Source organism: Vibrio sp. QJM3NY_26 (genome assembly GCF_057786005.1).
This window is the reverse complement of sequence record NZ_CM173516.1, coordinates 1,033,223-1,049,217: the sequence shown is the minus strand read 5'-3', so window position 1 is coordinate 1,049,217 and position 15,995 is coordinate 1,033,223. Positions and strand designations below refer to the sequence as shown.

The following is a 15,995-nucleotide window of genomic DNA, read 5'->3' as shown; positions in this document are numbered from 1 at the left end:
TCAGCTTTCCAAATTGTTAAAGAGCAAGAGTTTTTCGAGTTTTAAACTTTCAAAACCATTTTTAAAAACTCTCATTAGACTGTTGTCATCAAAGAATGTTTAAAGATGGTGGGCGATACCGGGCTCGAACCAGTGACCCCCTGCTTGTAAGGCAGGTGCTCTCCCAACTGAGCTAATCGCCCATGATAGTTCTTTTGTCTTCACTTTCAAAAAGTGAAAATAAAAGCCATTCTTCATGGAGAAAGAATGGTGGAGCTATGCGGGATCGAACCGCAGACCTCCTGCGTGCAAGGCAGGCGCTCTCCCAGCTGAGCTATAGCCCCATATTTTTATTTCCTTGGGAGGAAATGGTGGGCGATACCGGGCTCGAACCAGTGACCCCCTGCTTGTAAGGCAGGTGCTCTCCCAACTGAGCTAATCGCCCCAAATTTTTATTTCCTTGGGAGGAAATGGTGGGTCGTGCAGGATTCGAACCTGCGACCAATTGATTAAAAGTCAACTGCTCTACCAACTGAGCTAACGACCCTTTTTACTTCTTGAAGGAAGTGGTATCCCGTAGGGGAGTCGAACCCCTGTTACCGCCGTGAAAGGGCGGTGTCCTAGGCCTCTAGACGAACGGGACACTGCAATTTATCTCTACTTTAAAAAGTAGAAACAAACTTTGAAGAACCTTGGGAGTTCTTCTTCTCTTTGCTTTTCTAAACCTAATCAATCTGTGTGGACACTCATCGTGACTATCTTCGTATAAGGAGGTGATCCAGCCCCAGGTTCCCCTAGGGCTACCTTGTTACGACTTCACCCCAGTCATGAACCACAAAGTGGTGAGCGTCCTCCCCGAAAGGTTAAACTACCCACTTCTTTTGCAGCCCACTCCCATGGTGTGACGGGCGGTGTGTACAAGGCCCGGGAACGTATTCACCGTGACATTCTGATTCACGATTACTAGCGATTCCGACTTCATGGAGTCGAGTTGCAGACTCCAATCCGGACTACGACGCACTTTTTGGGATTCGCTCACTATCGCTAGCTTGCTGCCCTCTGTATGCGCCATTGTAGCACGTGTGTAGCCCTACTCGTAAGGGCCATGATGACTTGACGTCGTCCCCACCTTCCTCCGGTTTATCACCGGCAGTCTCCCTGGAGTTCCCGACATTACTCGCTGGCAAACAAGGATAAGGGTTGCGCTCGTTGCGGGACTTAACCCAACATTTCACAACACGAGCTGACGACAGCCATGCAGCACCTGTCTCAGAGTTCCCGAAGGCACACCTGCGTCTCCGCTGGCTTCTCTGGATGTCAAGAGTAGGTAAGGTTCTTCGCGTTGCATCGAATTAAACCACATGCTCCACCGCTTGTGCGGGCCCCCGTCAATTCATTTGAGTTTTAATCTTGCGACCGTACTCCCCAGGCGGTCTACTTAACGCGTTAGCTCCGAAAGCCACGGCTCAAGGCCACAACCTCCAAGTAGACATCGTTTACGGCGTGGACTACCAGGGTATCTAATCCTGTTTGCTCCCCACGCTTTCGCATCTGAGTGTCAGTGTCTGTCCAGGGGGCCGCCTTCGCCACTGGTATTCCTTCAGATCTCTACGCATTTCACCGCTACACCTGAAATTCTACCCCCCTCTACAGCACTCTAGTTCACCAGTTTCAAATGCAGTTCCGAGGTTGAGCCCCGGGCTTTCACATCTGACTTAATGAACCACCTGCATGCGCTTTACGCCCAGTAATTCCGATTAACGCTCGCACCCTCCGTATTACCGCGGCTGCTGGCACGGAGTTAGCCGGTGCTTCTTCTGTTGCTAACGTCAAGATGCGCAGCTATTAACTACACACCCTTCCTCACAACTGAAAGTACTTTACAACCCGAAGGCCTTCTTCATACACGCGGCATGGCTGCATCAGGCTTTCGCCCATTGTGCAATATTCCCCACTGCTGCCTCCCGTAGGAGTCTGGACCGTGTCTCAGTTCCAGTGTGGCTGATCATCCTCTCAGACCAGCTAGGGATCGTCGCCTTGGTGAGCCATTACCTCACCAACTAGCTAATCCCACCTAGGCATATCTTGACGCGAGAGGTCCGAAGATCCCCCTCTTTGGCCCGTAGGCATTATGCGGTATTAGCCATCGTTTCCAATGGTTATCCCCCACATCAAGGCAATTTCCTAGGCATTACTCACCCGTCCGCCGCTCGACGCCCATTAACGCACCCGAAGGATTGTTAGTGTCGTTTCCGCTCGACTTGCATGTGTTAGGCCTGCCGCCAGCGTTCAATCTGAGCCATGATCAAACTCTTCAATTTAAGATCTTGTCGGCTCAATGAATACTGACTTCAAAACTACAAAAAGTAATTCTAAAGCTATTATCTTTCCAACAGAAAGATAATGAATTGACTGTGCCAAATACCTTCTTTCTACAAGAGAAAGTAGTTATTCGTATTGGTCACTCAGTTCATTGAAACCAAAGTTGATTCCGAGGAATCTGTTTTACTTCTCTTAATAAAAGGGAAGATAAAACGTTTTGATATTCATCAACGAGTGCCCACACAGATTGATAGGTTTAAATTGTTAAAGAGCTTTGCTTGTCGAAACTTTCTTTTTACAAAGAAACCCTTGAAAGCGGACGTGAATTCTAGCGATTTAATCTTAAGTGTCAAACACTTTTTAAAATTAATTTCTTTCGAACTTTCCGTCTTACTGATTACCGCTGAAGCCTTGTGGCGTCTGCCGTGTCAGTGAGGCGGCATTATAGAGAACATCGAAAACATGGCAACCCCTATTTTAATGAAAATTCAAAAAAGTTGCTTAAGCGGCTACTTTTACGTCAAAACCCTCTTTCACAGGTTAAAGCTCATACAATCAAGAGCATATAACTTAGAATTTTGCGACTAGATCTTTCGAGAATGCCTCTATATCCAGTTCGATACTCCACTTTTCACTTAGCTCCGCTATGTTATCTAGCGATTGCTGAACCGTTTTAATCGTCAATGTATTGTTATCTAGGTCGTATACCTGTTTTTGCGTAGTGTAATAGAAGTAAAGGATAGTTAAGGCTTCTCGGTCGCCTTGCTCAGCTTTTGGTTGAATACGCTTAAGCTTACGGTAGATTTGATTGTGAATTTGTTTAAGGTTCCACACATAAAGCGCTTCTTTAAAGTAATCATGCCCTTTCAAACGACTCGCAATAAACCCATTCAAGGCAACTGATAAAATCACCCCGAGTACATTCAAATGGAAATTGCCTGTCGCTTCTCCAGTAGCGGATCCAGCTGAACCAAAAAGTTCAATCAGAATGCTACCAAATACGATAGCAAACAAGGCGAGTGACCCAACCAATGAAACCAACAGCAGGTTCATCTTCTTTCTATATTCTTCTTTATTAATCTTCTGTAACTTCATCGACTACTTCCTTATATGTAATACCAATCGTAGTAAATAACTGTTCATCCTAGCTGGTTAAAACGCTCAATAACTGCGTTAGAAATTTTGATTGTAGAATAACTACTTATCGAAACTCTTTGTCGAATAGAGCCGCCTTGTTTTCAAGCCTTTTTCCTGCACTGTTTATGATCACTTACTTACTGTGATTGGTATAAGTCGCCTAATAATTTGCGCATACTATCTATGTAAACCTTGGTTCACTTCAACCTTTACCGTCTTGTAATGTGGTCACTCTCTATTTAATACGTAAAGCTCTTCTGATCAGTACTATACATAACTCCATTTGACTTCATTAATAGAAAAGAGTTACATACCGCCATAATTTTGGTTATTCATCAATTCATGCTGATAAAGCCTGTTTCGCTTTATCACATACTGACAAGGTACATCCCATGCGTTCATTTGTATTACGCGCTCGCGCAGCCCCTACAGAGAGTAAACTTATCTTAGAGGGTGTTGGACAAGACGCTCATACCGAGATTCTGGCTCATACTCTGATGAACACGATCTTCGTTGCTCAATCTCACCGTGAGAATGTCACCGTGCACCTTGTGCTAGAGAGTACTAAAGACTTTTCACGTACCATTACATTCGATTCCAATGAAATCACCAACATTGGTGGCTTTCATGAGTCTGCATTGTTGTCAGCGGTAGTGCGTGCGGTTGATGCTTCTCAAGGTATGACAAAAGAGCAAACTCGTCAGGTTGAACCCGGTATCACTGTTCGTACGATGAGCTTTGAAAAGTTGGTTAAAGAGTTAGCTGAAGACCACCAGCTGTACATGATGGATAAGAAAGGCGACTTTATCCGTGATGCAGAGATTGCGGAAAACCCATGTTTCCTTCTAACTGACCATATCCCTATGCCGAAGAAAAGCTACAATAGCTTGAAGCGTTTAGGGACAGAGAAAATCAGCTTGGGTCCAAACATGCTGTTTGCTTCTCAGTGCGTTGTGTTGATCAACAATGAGCTTGATATTCGCGGTTTCTAATCTCCGAACTAATAGTCTCAACGCAAAAAGAGCTCAACTATGTGAGCTCTTTTTTATTATCGATGTCTTGTTATCAATGGTGTTATCTCGTAATCAGAACTGATTAACCAAAGATAAAGCTGTATAAGAAACCTGCACCCATCGCCATGCTTAGGATAACGAATAGGAATGCTGCAATCATTTGATTCTTAAAGATTGATTTAAGCAGGATAACTTCCGTTAAACTTGCGCCTGCACTACCAATGATCAATGCCATTACTGAACCAAACGCCATACCTTTTTGTACTAAAGCTGCACTTAGTGGGATTACCGCTTCAGCACGAATGTACAGTGGAATACCAATCACGGCTGCTACTGGAATCGCATACCACATACCTTCACCAGCGTACTGTGCAATGAGGTCTGTAGGAATGAAGCCGTAGATGAATGAACCAATCGCGATACCCATCATTAGATAAGGGAATACTTGTTTGAAGTCTTTCCAAGTTGAGAACCAAATTCTCATCCAACGGCTAGGTTCTTTCTTCTCTACGATTTCAGCCGTCGCGCTTCCATCCGTTGAGCAACATGACACAGTCACTTGTGGTTCTTCTTTTTTCGAATCGCAGCAAGATGTCTCTTTTGCCATTACAGGTGCAGGCTCACCACATGCACTTGTACCACATGAAGATTCCGCTTTAGCAGGTACTGCTTTCTTAGGGGCAGAGTCATCACAGCTAGTCCCACAGCTTGAAGAAGAACCTGTCGATTCATACGCTTCAGGTTTTACGTAACGCTCAAAGCCAAGCTTCTCAAGTGCGTAACCTGCGACTACCGATACCGTCATTGCGACTAAGAAGTAGAACACAGCCACTTGCCAGCCGAACGTAATCACGAACAAGCCAATGATCACCGGGTTCAAGAGTGGGCTACCGAATAGGAACACCATCATTGGACCAAAACCTGCTCTTGCACGCAGCAATCCTTTTAGGAAAGGAATCGTCGAACATGAACAGAAAGGCGTAATCGCACCCAATAGTGCTGCAACCACATAGCCCTTACCGTTACGTGAGCTCAAGATAGATTGAATCTTTTCTGGCGTAAGAAACTCTTGCAGAATCCCAACAATGTAGCTGATCGCCAAGAAAAGGATGATTAGCTCTGCTGCTAAGAAAGCGAACATATCAAGTGCGTCTTTTAGCATTGTTAACATTTCATTGCTCATAATAACTCCAAACTGGATTTAAGGCGGGACTCTATGAGGAAAGTAACCAACCCTTAATTTCGAATATTCTCGAATTATAGAAATATTTCGTAACAGATCAAGATTTATTTCGATAAAAATCGAATTAATTTTTAAAAGGAATAATTTTCAATAAGTTATAGAATCACTATTTTTACATTTGTATTCGGACTACATTTCGACTAACATCGAAATTAAATCTTGAGGAGTTAATATGAACTTAGAAGTCGTTGCGAAAGCACTTAAAGAGTTGGGTCACCCTATTCGCCTAACTATTTATAAGAGTGTCGTTAAAGCTGGCTACCAAGGCATTGCGGTTGGCGGCCTACAAGAAGAGCTCGGAATTCCGGGGTCTACCCTTTCTCACCACATATCAAGCTTGGCATCGGCAGGACTAATCAGCCAAAGACGAGAAGGAAGAACGTTATTCTGCGTGGCGGAATATGAATGTCTAGAAGGCGTGATTGATTTCTTACAAGACGAGTGTTGCGTAAATGAACAGTGCAACTAATGCACCTTTGAATAGGGCATCTTTGGACTTAGAACAGGTTTGGGCTGAGTATCAGCAAGCGTTAAAGTCATTCTTGCATTCTAAGGTCAGCAACACCGCCGATGTAGACGACTTGCTTCAAGAGATTTTGATTAAGACTTATCAAAACCTAGACAAAGTCCAAGATACAAGCAGCGTAAAATCGTGGCTATTCCAATTAGCCAATCACACGATCATCGACTTTTACCGTAAGCATGCTAGACAACAACGTGACAGCCAAATTGATGCTGAAGATCTATGGTTCACCGATTTAGACCATAACTCCGAGTTCAAACAGAAGCTTTCATTATGTATTGAACCCTTTATTCAGGCGCTACCTGAACAAAGTTCATCATTACTGCTTGCTGTCGACATAAAAGGCCAAAGCCAAAAAGAGATCGCAGAGACTCAAAACATCAGCTACTCGACCGTTAAGTCTCGTGTTCAGAAAAGTCGCGGGGATCTTAAAAACCTGTTTGAAGAGTGTTGTAACCTGTCACTTGATCAACAAGGCAATGTGATTGACTGCGAGCTCAAGCCAGACAACGATTGCAGCAACTGCTAATGGCTACATCGAAATAGTTATTGAAATGAACAAAGCCAGCAATTGATGCTGGCTTTGTTGTTTTTATAATCTGCAAATCACTTTGCTTAAGCTAACCTAGTGCTTGAGCGAACCTAACTACTCTGCTTCCACTTACTACGCTGCTTCCGCTTTGACGACCGGTTGATAGCGCCCCGGTTTATGGTTCATCGCTAGAATCAAGTTGGTGACTATCGCACCAAGCACAGACAATAGAACCAGTGACACGTCAACAATAAACAGTGAAAGCACTACAATCGTACAGTCTAACGCCATCTGAACTTTGCCCGCTCGAATACCAAAACGTTCTTGTAAGAATAACGCCAAAATGTTGAAGCCACCCAAACTCATCTTATGACGGAAGATCACCAGCATGCCGGTACCAATCAAGCCACCACCGATTAAAGCTGCATACAGTGCATGAATTTCGGCAATCTGAATCACGTGATACAAATGGTCCACAGCGAACGAAACAATCGAAACCGCGATAAAGGTATTGATGGTAAAACGCCAGCCCATACGAGCAACCGACAAAATATAGAAAGGTAAGTTGAGCGCGAAGAACACTTGACCAAAACTTAGGTCTGTTACTTTGGTAATGAAGATCGCTAGACCAGCCGTGCCTCCGGTGAGCAAACCGACTTGATTGAAAAAGATAACGCCAAGTGAAACCAGTGCGCTACCTAAGAGCAGTGCCAATAAGTTTTCGCGAAGATTATGATCTTTATCCATGTGAATGACTCTCCCTGAATCTTTGAACATCGCGTTTCAGTAGTTTTGAAACGATTTACGCCCAAATTTACGATGTTTGACAGATAAGTCGAGTGAACGGCCAATGTTGCTTAGTGATTAGTTTGTATATTAGTTTTTACAGTTTTGTGAAATCTTCAATTAAACAGGTAGTTAAAAACCTGCAGCTAGGCTCTCATTATTAATTGCATGCTTCTATCGTTGAATGAGTGAGCTTCGAGTTTTCCTATTTATTGGTCACGTTTCGCCCTGATTCTAACGATGCTTAAATATATGCATAAAACGCATAGACTAAATCACAAAAGGTCATTTGATACATACACTACTCGTCATTATGATGCGCGACTTCTTACAACATTGAGCGCATGTAAACACCTTATGTTTTCACAATCTCTTTTTGCCCAACTGGCCAGAATGACGCTATTCCTCGTCATTAGTTTGGTTATTGTGCATCACAGTCAGCCATTGATTAATCTCTTGGCTCAGCATGCCGTTAGCAGTGGATGCCACCAGCAGTCAGCGCATGAGCATTCTGGACACGAACATCACCATGAGATGACTGACCAACACATGTCAGCGCAAGACCACTCACATCACCACCATTAATTTAAGAGTATTAGAATGAGCATTTTCCGTTTTCCTTTACTGGTATGGCTTGGGATCGGCACACTTATTATCAGTCTAGGGATCAGACAATCATTCGGCATTTTCATGATGCCAATTTCAGAGCATTTCGGCACGGGGCGAGAGTTTTTCAGCTTCGCTATTGCTCTACAAAACCTGCTGTTCGGTGTGTTCCAACCTTTTGTGGGTATGGCCGCAGACAAATGGGGAGCAAGACGCATCATTATTGCTGGCGCATGTGCTTACGGTTTGGGTTTACTTCTTACCTCAATTTCTACCGAATCAAGCATGCTTTACGTTTCATTGGGCGCACTCGTTGGCCTTGGATTGAGTGCGACAAGCTATGTGATCGTGTTAGGTGCAGTAGCAAAAGTAGTACCTGCAGAGCACGCGGCTAAGGCATTTGGTTTAACCACAGCAGCAGGTTCGTTTGGCATGTTCGCTGTGATTCCAGGCGCACAATACATGTTGAACGAATTCGACTGGCAAAGTGCGATGCAAGTATTTGGCGTGCTTTGTTGTTTCATGATCTCTTTTGCCCTGTTTATGCGAGCGCCGAAGTCGGCAACCAATAAACAAGTAGAAGACACTCAGACACTAAAAGAAGCGCTGTCTGAAGCATTTGCGAACAAAAGTTATTGGTTAATTCACGCAGGCTTCTTCGTGTGTGGTTTCCACGTGATGTTCATTGCGACGCACTTACCGAGTTACTTAGCCGACAAAAACCTACCCGCGAGCAGTGCAGCAATGGCACTGGCTTATGTGGGTATTTTCAACATCTTCGGGTCTTATTTCTGGGGTGTGATGGGCGATAAGTTCAGCAAGCGTCATGTAATGTCGGCACTGTACTTAGTTCGTACTGTAGTTATTGGTGCGTTTGTGACTCTTCCTGTAACTGAATCAACGGCTGCTATCTTTGGTGCGGCGATTGGTTTCTGTTGGTTAGGAACGGTACCACTCACCTCTGGACTAGTTCGTCAGATCTTCGGTGCGCGTTACCTATCTACTCTGTACGGTTTGGTGTTCTTTACTCACCAAGTGGGTAGTTTCTTAGGCGCTTGGGTTGGTGGTCGTATTTACGATTACTACGGATCTTACGAGCCAATCTGGTGGTCAACAGTGATACTGGCATTTGCGGCTGCGCTTATCCATTTACCCATTAATGACAAGCCTATTGAACGCCTGAAATTGGCAATGGCTTAACGTTTAACGCTGACTCCCCCATCAGCTAAAAACCAACAGTCATTCCAATAAAGAGAGTGAGTATTGAAGGATAACATCCTGAGGTATTCGCTCTCTTTTTCGTTGCCCGTTATATCGACAATAATAAAGGTCGATATTTGCATAAACCTCACTGAATAATAAGACTATTCTTTTCGTTTTAATTTATAGTATTCGTTAGCTCCTTTAAAATTAATCCGCAGGCTTATGGAATACATAGATCAGACAGTACTTATCGCGATGGCACTCATTTTTGTCGGCTCGTTTGTGCAAACCGCAATCGGCTTTGGCTTGGCTATTGTGGCAGCCCCACTGCTGTTTTTAGTCTCACCTGACTACGTACCCGCGCCTATTTGTCTCGTTGGCCTGTTCATTTCTATATTCAATGCATTTAAACACCGAGCAAACATTTCTATCGGCGGATTAAAAATTGCACTGCTTGGACGCATTCCGGGGTCGATTGCAGGTGGTGCTTTGTTAGTGATGGTTTCAACGAGCGTGTTGTCTCTGTGGTTAGGCTTATTAGTGGTATTTGCGGTGATTGTCAGCTTGCTGCCGTTTAGGTTAGAGCCAACACCGACCAAGATGGGCATTGCTGGATTCTTCTCAGGATTCTTTGGCACCAGTTCAGGTATTGGTGGTCCACCAATGGCGTTACTACTTCAGCACCAAGATGCCAATCAACTTCGTGGTAACCTTTCTGCGTTTTTCGTGTTTAGTTCTATCATTTCATTACTGGTACAGATCCCAATTGGCTTCTTCACGATGCACCATTTGATTATCACAATCCCGTTGCTTCCTGCGGCTTGGTTGGGTTACAAAGTGGCGTTAATGACCACGCAAAGCATTCCAAAAGAGAAGATACGTATCGGTTCTTTATTGTTATGTTCTATCAGTGGCTTTACTGCTATCTGGCAGGGCTTAGCTGGCTAGTTCATAACGAAAACGCTGATAAAGAAATAAGCACAGTTCCAACACACCCATCTATTGAAAGGACACTCCTATGACATACGACGAGTTCAATGCATTCTGCGAGTCACTACCTGCCACCAGCTATGTGATGCAGTGGAATAACTCTCACGTTTGGAAAGTAGGTGGGAAGGTGTTTGCGATTGGTGGTTGGGGGCCTAACGACGAGCCTGCGTTTATCTTTAAGGCATCCGATCAGAACTTCGACTTTCTGAAAGAAGAACTGGGCTATAAACCTGCTCCCTACTTTGCTTCGCGCGGAATGAAGTGGATTCAGCTTTTTGAAAGCACATCAGAAAGGGATGAGGAGCTGAGATACTACCTCACTGAATCACACCGAATTGTTTCATTAGGGCTAACCAAAAAGAAACAAGCAGAACTAGGGCTCAATCAATAACGTTTATCACGTATTGCTAATCTGAGCCCTCTTTCGGAGTGAGGAAGAATCCCTAAGAAGTCTGTTTCAAAAATGCAGGTAAATAGCGTTCTATTTTTTGCTCTGAGATAAGCGGCACCAATAGATAGATAAGACCTGCAAAAGCGATAGATCCGGCTAAGTCTTCTGGGCGATGCATGCCAAGCCAAACTCGGCTGTAAGCGACACCACCAGCCCAAACCAGTAAACCACCTACCAAATAAAAACGCTTCGCTTCTAAAAACAATCCACCGAAGAACGCCAAACACACACCGACGAAAATCATGTGTCCAGATGGGAAAGAATAGTCAGTCTCACCCAACCAGTGGCGCGTTCGCCACTCACTCACCTTATCTTGCACAGATGCAATCGCTGCGTTCTTTTCTACCAGTGGCAGTTCATAAAACACTTCTGGCATTTCGACAACTTCTTGCGTCACCAAATACTCAGAATAAGGTCGAGGGCTTTCTGTTGAATGCTTTAAGAAGGTTTTCGCTGCAAAGCTAAGAACCAACAACAGGCCAAGCTGCAGACACAGGCTGACTAGCTTAGCTTTGGAAAACTTCATCGTGAGCAATGCCAGAGACAAAACAGCTAGCGTTACCAAGAATCCTTGATTGCCTGCTGAGTACGTCACGAACGTCATGAAGGCACCATAGAAAGGCAAAACCGCACTTCCAAGGTCAAAGTTCGATCCAAAGATCAAAAAAGGTACGAGAGAATACAAACTTAGAACGAGAAGTAATAAGCCTTTGGATTTGTTAGAGAACAGAGAAGTCATGGCTAAGATCTTTTAGGTAAAGTGTCCGGATGCTATCGCAGCTTAGCAGCGCTAATATCAATTTTATGTCAAAACGGTCAGTAAGACGTCATGGTGTAACAATATTGAATTATTAAGCCACGTTAGCATTCATTTGATAAACATTTGCTTTATCAACGATATGAATTGGACACACACTCATGTTCATAGACACATGAAAACCCTTTCAAACATCAAAAATCTACGCACAACTATGTATGCAAACCAAGTGATGCCTGTTTCGTTGATAAAATGAGCACTTACCGCCTTCAAAAGGCAGAATCTAAAAAACTTTGCTGTCAGTCCTTTAAATCCACTATTGAAAGGATTACCATCTGGTCTGCTTTCAAAGCAAAACAAATTATTAATTTTTATTCTCAGGGCGGGGCGAAATTCCCCACCGGCGGTATGTCCTTAGCAAAATCTAAAGATAAGCCCGCGAGCGCTCGATTCGTCGAGGTCAGCAGATCTGGTGAGATGCCAGAGCCGACGGTCATAGTCCGGATGAGAGAGAATGAAAACACACTCGTTTAAGTTGGAAAGGCATGCCCATTTATTGGGTTCATGCCTCCAACTTAGGCGGGTGCATTTCGTTTTGGATAAAACCATAATGAGCTAAAGCCAATCATAGTACGATTGGTACAAGCCGACTTATAATGAGTTGGCTTTGTTGTGCTCGGTTGAGATCCCTCATACAGCCCTGATTCTGGTGATATTTTAGGAGTTTAACCATGAATCAGTCTTCACTACTTGCCGAATTTGGCGAACCAATCACTCGCGTTGAAAACGCACTGCAAGCTCTACGCGAAGGTCGTGGCGTACTTTTACTTGACGATGAAGATCGCGAGAACGAAGGCGACATCATCTACTCAGTAGAACACCTAACCAATGCTCAAATGGCACTAATGATCCGTGAATGCAGCGGCATCGTGTGTCTGTGTCTAACCGACGAGCAAGCAAACCAACTTGAACTTCCACCTATGGTTGTAGATAACAACAGCGCAAACCAAACTGCGTTTACGGTGACTATCGAAGCAAAAGTAGGCGTAACAACAGGTGTTTCTGCCGCTGACCGTGTCACGACGATCAAGACAGCTGCAAACCCAACAGCTAAGCCTACTGACCTTGCTCGCCCTGGCCACGTATTCCCACTGCGTGCTCGCAAAGGTGGTGTACTTGCTCGCCGCGGTCACACAGAAGGCACTGTGGATCTTATGCAAATGGCAGGTCTTCAATCGGCAGGCGTACTGTGTGAAGTAACCAATCCAGACGGCACGATGGCAAAAGCGCCAGAGATCGTTGCTTTCGGTAAAATGCACAACATGCCAGTACTGACCATTGAAGATATGGTGATGTACCGCACTGAGTTCGACCTTAAGCTTGCGTAACGTTTAATCGTCAGTGTCCCGCGCTGGCGATAATTGGATCGCTAGTAAATATTGAAAGGCCTCACTTTTTAATGCTGTTTCTAGTTAATAGCATTAAAGAATGAGGCCTTTTTAATTTCCGTACTTTGAGACGAACTAGAGATTGATCGCCGAAGTGTCCCTACCTATCGAAACCTCCCCAGCCTAATCACAAGAAAAGCGTAACCTCTCAAAAAATCCTGCAAAATATGAGAAACATTCACTCGAATGGTGAAGTCATGCACCATCATTGATCATCCATAAATAAAGAAAAAACATAAACCACTGAAATATAACACTTATTGATTTTGGCACGGCGTCTGCACTACCACTAAGTAGGTATGCACATATTAGGAGTTAAATATGTTTGTAATTATTTCAGTTGGTTTATCCATAGCAGTACTTGCTGCCCTATTTCATTTTTCCAAAAAGAGACAAACGGCGCTATCACATAGGTTTGAAACCTTAGTTCTACTCAGAGAACTATTACTGCTATCACGCAAACATCGCGCCGCAACGCATTATGCTCTTGGTTATAAGCTGTCTAGCGACTCGATTCGCAAAGTGAATGAGATTTACGACAACATACTTGAGGTGTCTGAACTGCTTCAATCTCATGTGTCGTTTGATAGCCGTCCTATGTATCGCATCTACCATCTAAAACTCATCGCAATGCACAGCGATTGGCAAAACCGTAGCTTGGTGCGTAACCAATCTATTCACGGTAAAACCATTCGCCACAGCATGTTCTTGATGGATGAAGTCATGATCATCTGGCTGATCCAATCTGAACGAGAAGACATGAGTAGCGAATACCATATGAATTGGCAACAGATCTTAGACTGCATGGAGATCTTGACCAAGTTACGAATGTGTATCCCTGATATGGAGAAGCCAGAAGAGTATGCGAGATTCAAATTCTACGCCTCTCAGACACACAGAAAACTTAACCAATTATCGATTATCTGTCCTATAAGCAGTGGGTCACCCATTTGCACACGTGCGATGCATGCACTCACCGAGATCGCATCAAGTACCGAAGCAACTCAACCGGCAGATAGCATGTACGAATTAACAAGCGATATATCAACCGTCGTTTCAAAAGTATACGACCAAGTATTGACGGACATTACCAGAAGCTTGTATCGACCTTTACCTGACATTAACGAAAAGGCGATAGATACCCGATTATCCGTACATCATTACATGTAAAGACTTCGTGAGAGGAGAGCGTGCTGGAACTCTGAATTATTGAGTTCAAATCCGATATCACCTTTGATATCGGATTTTTGTATTTATATGTTTATGCCTTGTGTACTTAGGATATATAACCTCAAACACCCTCAGATTTAATATCGTTAGACCAAGCTTCTGCTGCAAAATCAATAAACTGACGTACAGCAGGGAGTTGATAGCTGCGTGATAGATACACCGCCCAAAGCACACTGCTCGGTGAAACAAAGTCTTCCAAAATCCGCTTCAACTTACCATTGGCAATCAATGGATTCGCTAAGTCACACGGTAATCGCACGATCCCTTTGCCATGCTGTGCGGCGCGGGTTAACACCCCAACATCGTTGGCTTTAATGGTGCCAGACACCTCAACCGAATAATGTTGGTTATCCTTAACAAAATCCCACTTAGAGACACTCAAATGGCGAAAGCAATTATGTTGTCTAAGCGCTTCAACCGTTTCAGGTTCACCGTGTTTGTCTAGGTAGTCTTGTGAGGCGCACACCACCGAATCGATTTCCATTAGCTTCCTAGCAATTAGGCTATCGTCAGGTTGATCGGTATAGCGAAGGGCAATATCGATTCTTTCATCCACCAACTGAGCAAAACGATCCGATGCAAACAACTCGACCGTGACATTAGGATGACACTCAGTGAATTGTTCGACCACATCCAGCAGCATGTTTTGAGTTAAACCAATGGGTGCAGCAATTCGAATTACCCCCGAAAGATCATCGGTTTGATTGAGCGAAGTGACTTCTAGCTCTGCGGTCTCGTGGAGAATTTTTTCGCAACGTTGTAACGCAACCTCCCCTGCCGCCGTCAAACTCACCTTTCGAGTGGTCCTGTGCAATAGCCTCTGCTTTAACCACCCTTCTATCTCTTGAACATGGCGTGAAACCTGTAATCGGCTCATGTCCAAATGCTCAGCTGCCTGAGTGAAACTGGCACAATTCGCAACTTCGATAAAACTGCGCATCGCCGTCAACCTATCCATCACACTCTCCTTGAACTGTTTAGCAGCTAATCGAATCTTATTAGATCACTATCTAGATACAATCTACATCATTTTGCGATATTTATCGCAACCTAGTGAGCTATTAGACTGCAATGGCTGTCGAGAAAACGACTTAATAAATTAGATAATTGGAGAGACATGATGAAAATTGCAGTATTAGGCGCATCAGGTTGGATTGGTAGTCACATCGCTCAAGAAGCTCAATCTCGTGGTCATGATGTGGTAGCTGTTGTAAGAGATGCAAACCGCGTGGAAACCAAAGGCATTGAAGTTCGTTCATTTGATTTACAAGACGAAGCCGCAAGTCTAGCAAACGCACTAGCCGGCGTTGATGCAGTAATTACTTCGATTGGCGGACGTGCTCTGGGTAATCACGACATCGTAAAAAACACTGCGACTAAATTGCTGGCAACATTACCAAGCATCGGTATCGAGCGCCTACTTTGGGTTGGCGGTGCAGGCTCATTAGAAGTAGCACCAAATGTACCGCTAGTGACCGTTCCTGATTTTCCAGCGGATTACAAAAACGAAGCGCTAGCACAAGGCGAAGCTCTTGAAGTGTTCAAGCAATCGAACAGCGAAGTTAACTGGACGTTTGTTAGCCCTGCAGCAGAAATCTTCCCGGGTGAGAAACTGTCAACCTACCGCACAGGCGGCGACCAATTACTCACCGACGAAGCTGGCAACAGCAAAATATCCGTCAGCGATTACGCTATCGCGATGATTGATGAACTAGAATCTGGCAAGTTCCCACGCCAACGTATTGGTGTCGCTTACTAGTCAGCTCATATGTAAA

15 protein-coding genes, 5 tRNA genes, 1 rRNA gene and 1 riboswitch are annotated in these 15,995 nt (G+C 44.2%); of the genes, 10 read left to right on the top strand and 11 right to left on the bottom strand.

Going from position 1 to position 15,995, the window contains the following annotated elements; translation table 11 throughout:
• Positions 1 to 106: 106 nt before the first annotated feature.
• The 7 genes from AC3CH4_RS20005 to AC3CH4_RS19975 form a co-directional block, all read right to left on the bottom strand.
• Positions 107 to 182, bottom strand: a tRNA-Val gene (locus tag AC3CH4_RS20005).
• A 65-nt stretch (positions 183 to 247) separates the two neighbouring features.
• Positions 248 to 323: transfer RNA gene (locus tag AC3CH4_RS20000), tRNA-Ala, on the bottom strand.
• A gap of 25 nt (positions 324 to 348) precedes the next feature.
• Positions 349 to 424, bottom strand: a tRNA-Val gene (locus AC3CH4_RS19995).
• Between the two features lie 26 nt (positions 425 to 450).
• Positions 451 to 526 (bottom strand) — tRNA-Lys (locus AC3CH4_RS19990).
• 20 nt (positions 527 to 546) lie between these two features.
• A tRNA-Glu gene (locus tag AC3CH4_RS19985) sits at positions 547 to 622 on the bottom strand.
• A gap of 123 nt (positions 623 to 745) precedes the next feature.
• A 16S ribosomal RNA gene (locus tag AC3CH4_RS19980) occupies positions 746 to 2,300 on the bottom strand.
• 571 nt (positions 2,301 to 2,871) lie between these two features.
• Positions 2,872 to 3,396, bottom strand: a complete 525-nt coding sequence (locus tag AC3CH4_RS19975) for a DUF3087 family protein (protein ID WP_488543668.1) — start codon at positions 3,394 to 3,396, stop codon at positions 2,872 to 2,874.
• Positions 3,397 to 3,830: 434 nt separating this feature from the next.
• Here AC3CH4_RS19975 and trmY point away from each other — a divergent pair, with 434 nt between their 5' ends.
• The gene (gene trmY / locus AC3CH4_RS19970) at positions 3,831 to 4,430 is read left to right on the top strand and encodes a tRNA (pseudouridine(54)-N(1))-methyltransferase TrmY (RefSeq protein ID WP_004733046.1); all 600 of its coding nucleotides are present in this window, start codon (positions 3,831 to 3,833) and stop codon (positions 4,428 to 4,430) included.
• A gap of 103 nt (positions 4,431 to 4,533) precedes the next feature.
• Here trmY and AC3CH4_RS19965 read toward each other — a convergent pair whose 3' ends face one another.
• The gene (locus AC3CH4_RS19965; RefSeq protein ID WP_488543667.1) at positions 4,534 to 5,634 is read right to left on the bottom strand and encodes a permease; all 1,101 of its coding nucleotides are present in this window, start codon (positions 5,632 to 5,634) and stop codon (positions 4,534 to 4,536) included.
• Positions 5,635 to 5,866: 232 nt separating this feature from the next.
• Here AC3CH4_RS19965 and AC3CH4_RS19960 point away from each other — a divergent pair, with 232 nt between their 5' ends.
• Both AC3CH4_RS19960 and sigZ read left to right on the top strand, forming a co-directional pair.
• Positions 5,867 to 6,163 (top strand): ArsR/SmtB family transcription factor, encoded by a 297-nt coding sequence (locus AC3CH4_RS19960; protein ID WP_004733042.1) that lies wholly within the window; start codon positions 5,867 to 5,869, stop codon positions 6,161 to 6,163.
• Positions 6,147 to 6,746, top strand: a complete 600-nt coding sequence (sigZ, locus tag AC3CH4_RS19955) for an RNA polymerase sigma factor SigZ (protein WP_488543666.1) — start codon at positions 6,147 to 6,149, stop codon at positions 6,744 to 6,746. Before AC3CH4_RS19960 ends, sigZ begins: the two co-directional genes overlap by 17 nt.
• Before the next feature lie 135 nt (positions 6,747 to 6,881).
• On the opposite strand, the gene AC3CH4_RS19950 is transcribed toward sigZ, so the two are convergent.
• Positions 6,882 to 7,496 (bottom strand): DUF6198 family protein, encoded by a 615-nt coding sequence (locus tag AC3CH4_RS19950; RefSeq protein WP_029222369.1) that lies wholly within the window; start codon positions 7,494 to 7,496, stop codon positions 6,882 to 6,884.
• A 396-nt stretch (positions 7,497 to 7,892) separates the two neighbouring features.
• On the opposite strand from AC3CH4_RS19950, the gene AC3CH4_RS19945 reads away from it, so the two are divergent.
• From AC3CH4_RS19945 to AC3CH4_RS19930, 4 genes are all read left to right on the top strand, one after another.
• Complete coding sequence (locus tag AC3CH4_RS19945; protein WP_171312079.1) at positions 7,893 to 8,120, top strand: hypothetical protein; 228 nt, start codon at positions 7,893 to 7,895, stop codon at positions 8,118 to 8,120.
• Between the two features lie 15 nt (positions 8,121 to 8,135).
• A complete protein-coding gene (locus tag AC3CH4_RS19940) occupies positions 8,136 to 9,341 on the top strand; it encodes an MFS transporter (protein WP_054546296.1) in 1,206 nt (401 codons plus the stop codon).
• 225 nt (positions 9,342 to 9,566) lie between these two features.
• On the top strand, positions 9,567 to 10,292 hold the full coding sequence (locus AC3CH4_RS19935) for a sulfite exporter TauE/SafE family protein (RefSeq protein ID WP_017075912.1): 726 nt from the start codon (positions 9,567 to 9,569) through the stop codon (positions 10,290 to 10,292).
• Between the two features lie 70 nt (positions 10,293 to 10,362).
• Positions 10,363 to 10,725: an MmcQ/YjbR family DNA-binding protein gene (locus tag AC3CH4_RS19930; RefSeq protein ID WP_054546295.1), complete on the top strand. Its 363-nt coding sequence runs from the start codon at positions 10,363 to 10,365 to the stop codon at positions 10,723 to 10,725.
• Between the two features lie 52 nt (positions 10,726 to 10,777).
• Here AC3CH4_RS19930 and AC3CH4_RS19925 read toward each other — a convergent pair whose 3' ends face one another.
• Positions 10,778 to 11,524: a phosphatase PAP2 family protein gene (locus AC3CH4_RS19925; protein WP_065206288.1), complete on the bottom strand. Its 747-nt coding sequence runs from the start codon at positions 11,522 to 11,524 to the stop codon at positions 10,778 to 10,780.
• A gap of 387 nt (positions 11,525 to 11,911) precedes the next feature.
• A riboswitch (FMN riboswitch) is annotated at positions 11,912 to 12,062 on the top strand.
• Between the two features lie 211 nt (positions 12,063 to 12,273).
• Here AC3CH4_RS19925 and ribB point away from each other — a divergent pair.
• Complete coding sequence (gene ribB, locus AC3CH4_RS19920) at positions 12,274 to 12,930, top strand: 3,4-dihydroxy-2-butanone-4-phosphate synthase (protein WP_004733029.1); 657 nt, start codon at positions 12,274 to 12,276, stop codon at positions 12,928 to 12,930.
• A gap of 381 nt (positions 12,931 to 13,311) precedes the next feature.
• Positions 13,312 to 14,160, top strand: a complete 849-nt coding sequence (locus AC3CH4_RS19915; RefSeq protein ID WP_102551303.1) for a hypothetical protein — start codon at positions 13,312 to 13,314, stop codon at positions 14,158 to 14,160.
• A gap of 121 nt (positions 14,161 to 14,281) precedes the next feature.
• On the opposite strand, the gene AC3CH4_RS19910 is transcribed toward AC3CH4_RS19915, so the two are convergent.
• Positions 14,282 to 15,178 carry a LysR substrate-binding domain-containing protein gene (locus AC3CH4_RS19910; protein WP_488543665.1) on the bottom strand — a complete coding sequence of 299 codons (897 nt, stop codon included), beginning with the start codon at positions 15,176 to 15,178 and terminating at the stop codon, positions 14,282 to 14,284.
• A 162-nt stretch (positions 15,179 to 15,340) separates the two neighbouring features.
• On the opposite strand from AC3CH4_RS19910, the gene AC3CH4_RS19905 reads away from it, so the two are divergent.
• Positions 15,341 to 15,979, top strand: a complete 639-nt coding sequence (locus tag AC3CH4_RS19905) for an NAD(P)-dependent oxidoreductase (protein WP_488544363.1) — start codon at positions 15,341 to 15,343, stop codon at positions 15,977 to 15,979.
• The last annotated feature ends 16 nt before the right edge of the window (positions 15,980 to 15,995 follow it).

Coding starts and splice junctions, on each gene's coding strand:
- AC3CH4_RS19975 (WP_488543668.1), bottom strand. CDS start 3,396: ATGAAGTTACAGAAGATTAATAAAGAAGAATATAGAAAGAAGATGAAC.
- trmY (WP_004733046.1), top strand. CDS start 3,831: ATGCGTTCATTTGTATTACGCGCTCGCGCAGCCCCTACAGAGAGTAAA.
- AC3CH4_RS19965 (WP_488543667.1), bottom strand. CDS start 5,634: ATGAGCAATGAAATGTTAACAATGCTAAAAGACGCACTTGATATGTTC.
- AC3CH4_RS19960 (WP_004733042.1), top strand. CDS start 5,867: ATGAACTTAGAAGTCGTTGCGAAAGCACTTAAAGAGTTGGGTCACCCT.
- sigZ (WP_488543666.1), top strand. CDS start 6,147: ATGAACAGTGCAACTAATGCACCTTTGAATAGGGCATCTTTGGACTTA.
- AC3CH4_RS19950 (WP_029222369.1), bottom strand. CDS start 7,496: ATGGATAAAGATCATAATCTTCGCGAAAACTTATTGGCACTGCTCTTA.
- AC3CH4_RS19945 (WP_171312079.1), top strand. CDS start 7,893: ATGTTTTCACAATCTCTTTTTGCCCAACTGGCCAGAATGACGCTATTC.
- AC3CH4_RS19940 (WP_054546296.1), top strand. CDS start 8,136: ATGAGCATTTTCCGTTTTCCTTTACTGGTATGGCTTGGGATCGGCACA.
- AC3CH4_RS19935 (WP_017075912.1), top strand. CDS start 9,567: ATGGAATACATAGATCAGACAGTACTTATCGCGATGGCACTCATTTTT.
- AC3CH4_RS19930 (WP_054546295.1), top strand. CDS start 10,363: ATGACATACGACGAGTTCAATGCATTCTGCGAGTCACTACCTGCCACC.
- AC3CH4_RS19925 (WP_065206288.1), bottom strand. CDS start 11,524: ATGACTTCTCTGTTCTCTAACAAATCCAAAGGCTTATTACTTCTCGTT.
- ribB (WP_004733029.1), top strand. CDS start 12,274: ATGAATCAGTCTTCACTACTTGCCGAATTTGGCGAACCAATCACTCGC.
- AC3CH4_RS19915 (WP_102551303.1), top strand. CDS start 13,312: ATGTTTGTAATTATTTCAGTTGGTTTATCCATAGCAGTACTTGCTGCC.
- AC3CH4_RS19910 (WP_488543665.1), bottom strand. CDS start 15,178: ATGGATAGGTTGACGGCGATGCGCAGTTTTATCGAAGTTGCGAATTGT.
- AC3CH4_RS19905 (WP_488544363.1), top strand. CDS start 15,341: ATGAAAATTGCAGTATTAGGCGCATCAGGTTGGATTGGTAGTCACATC.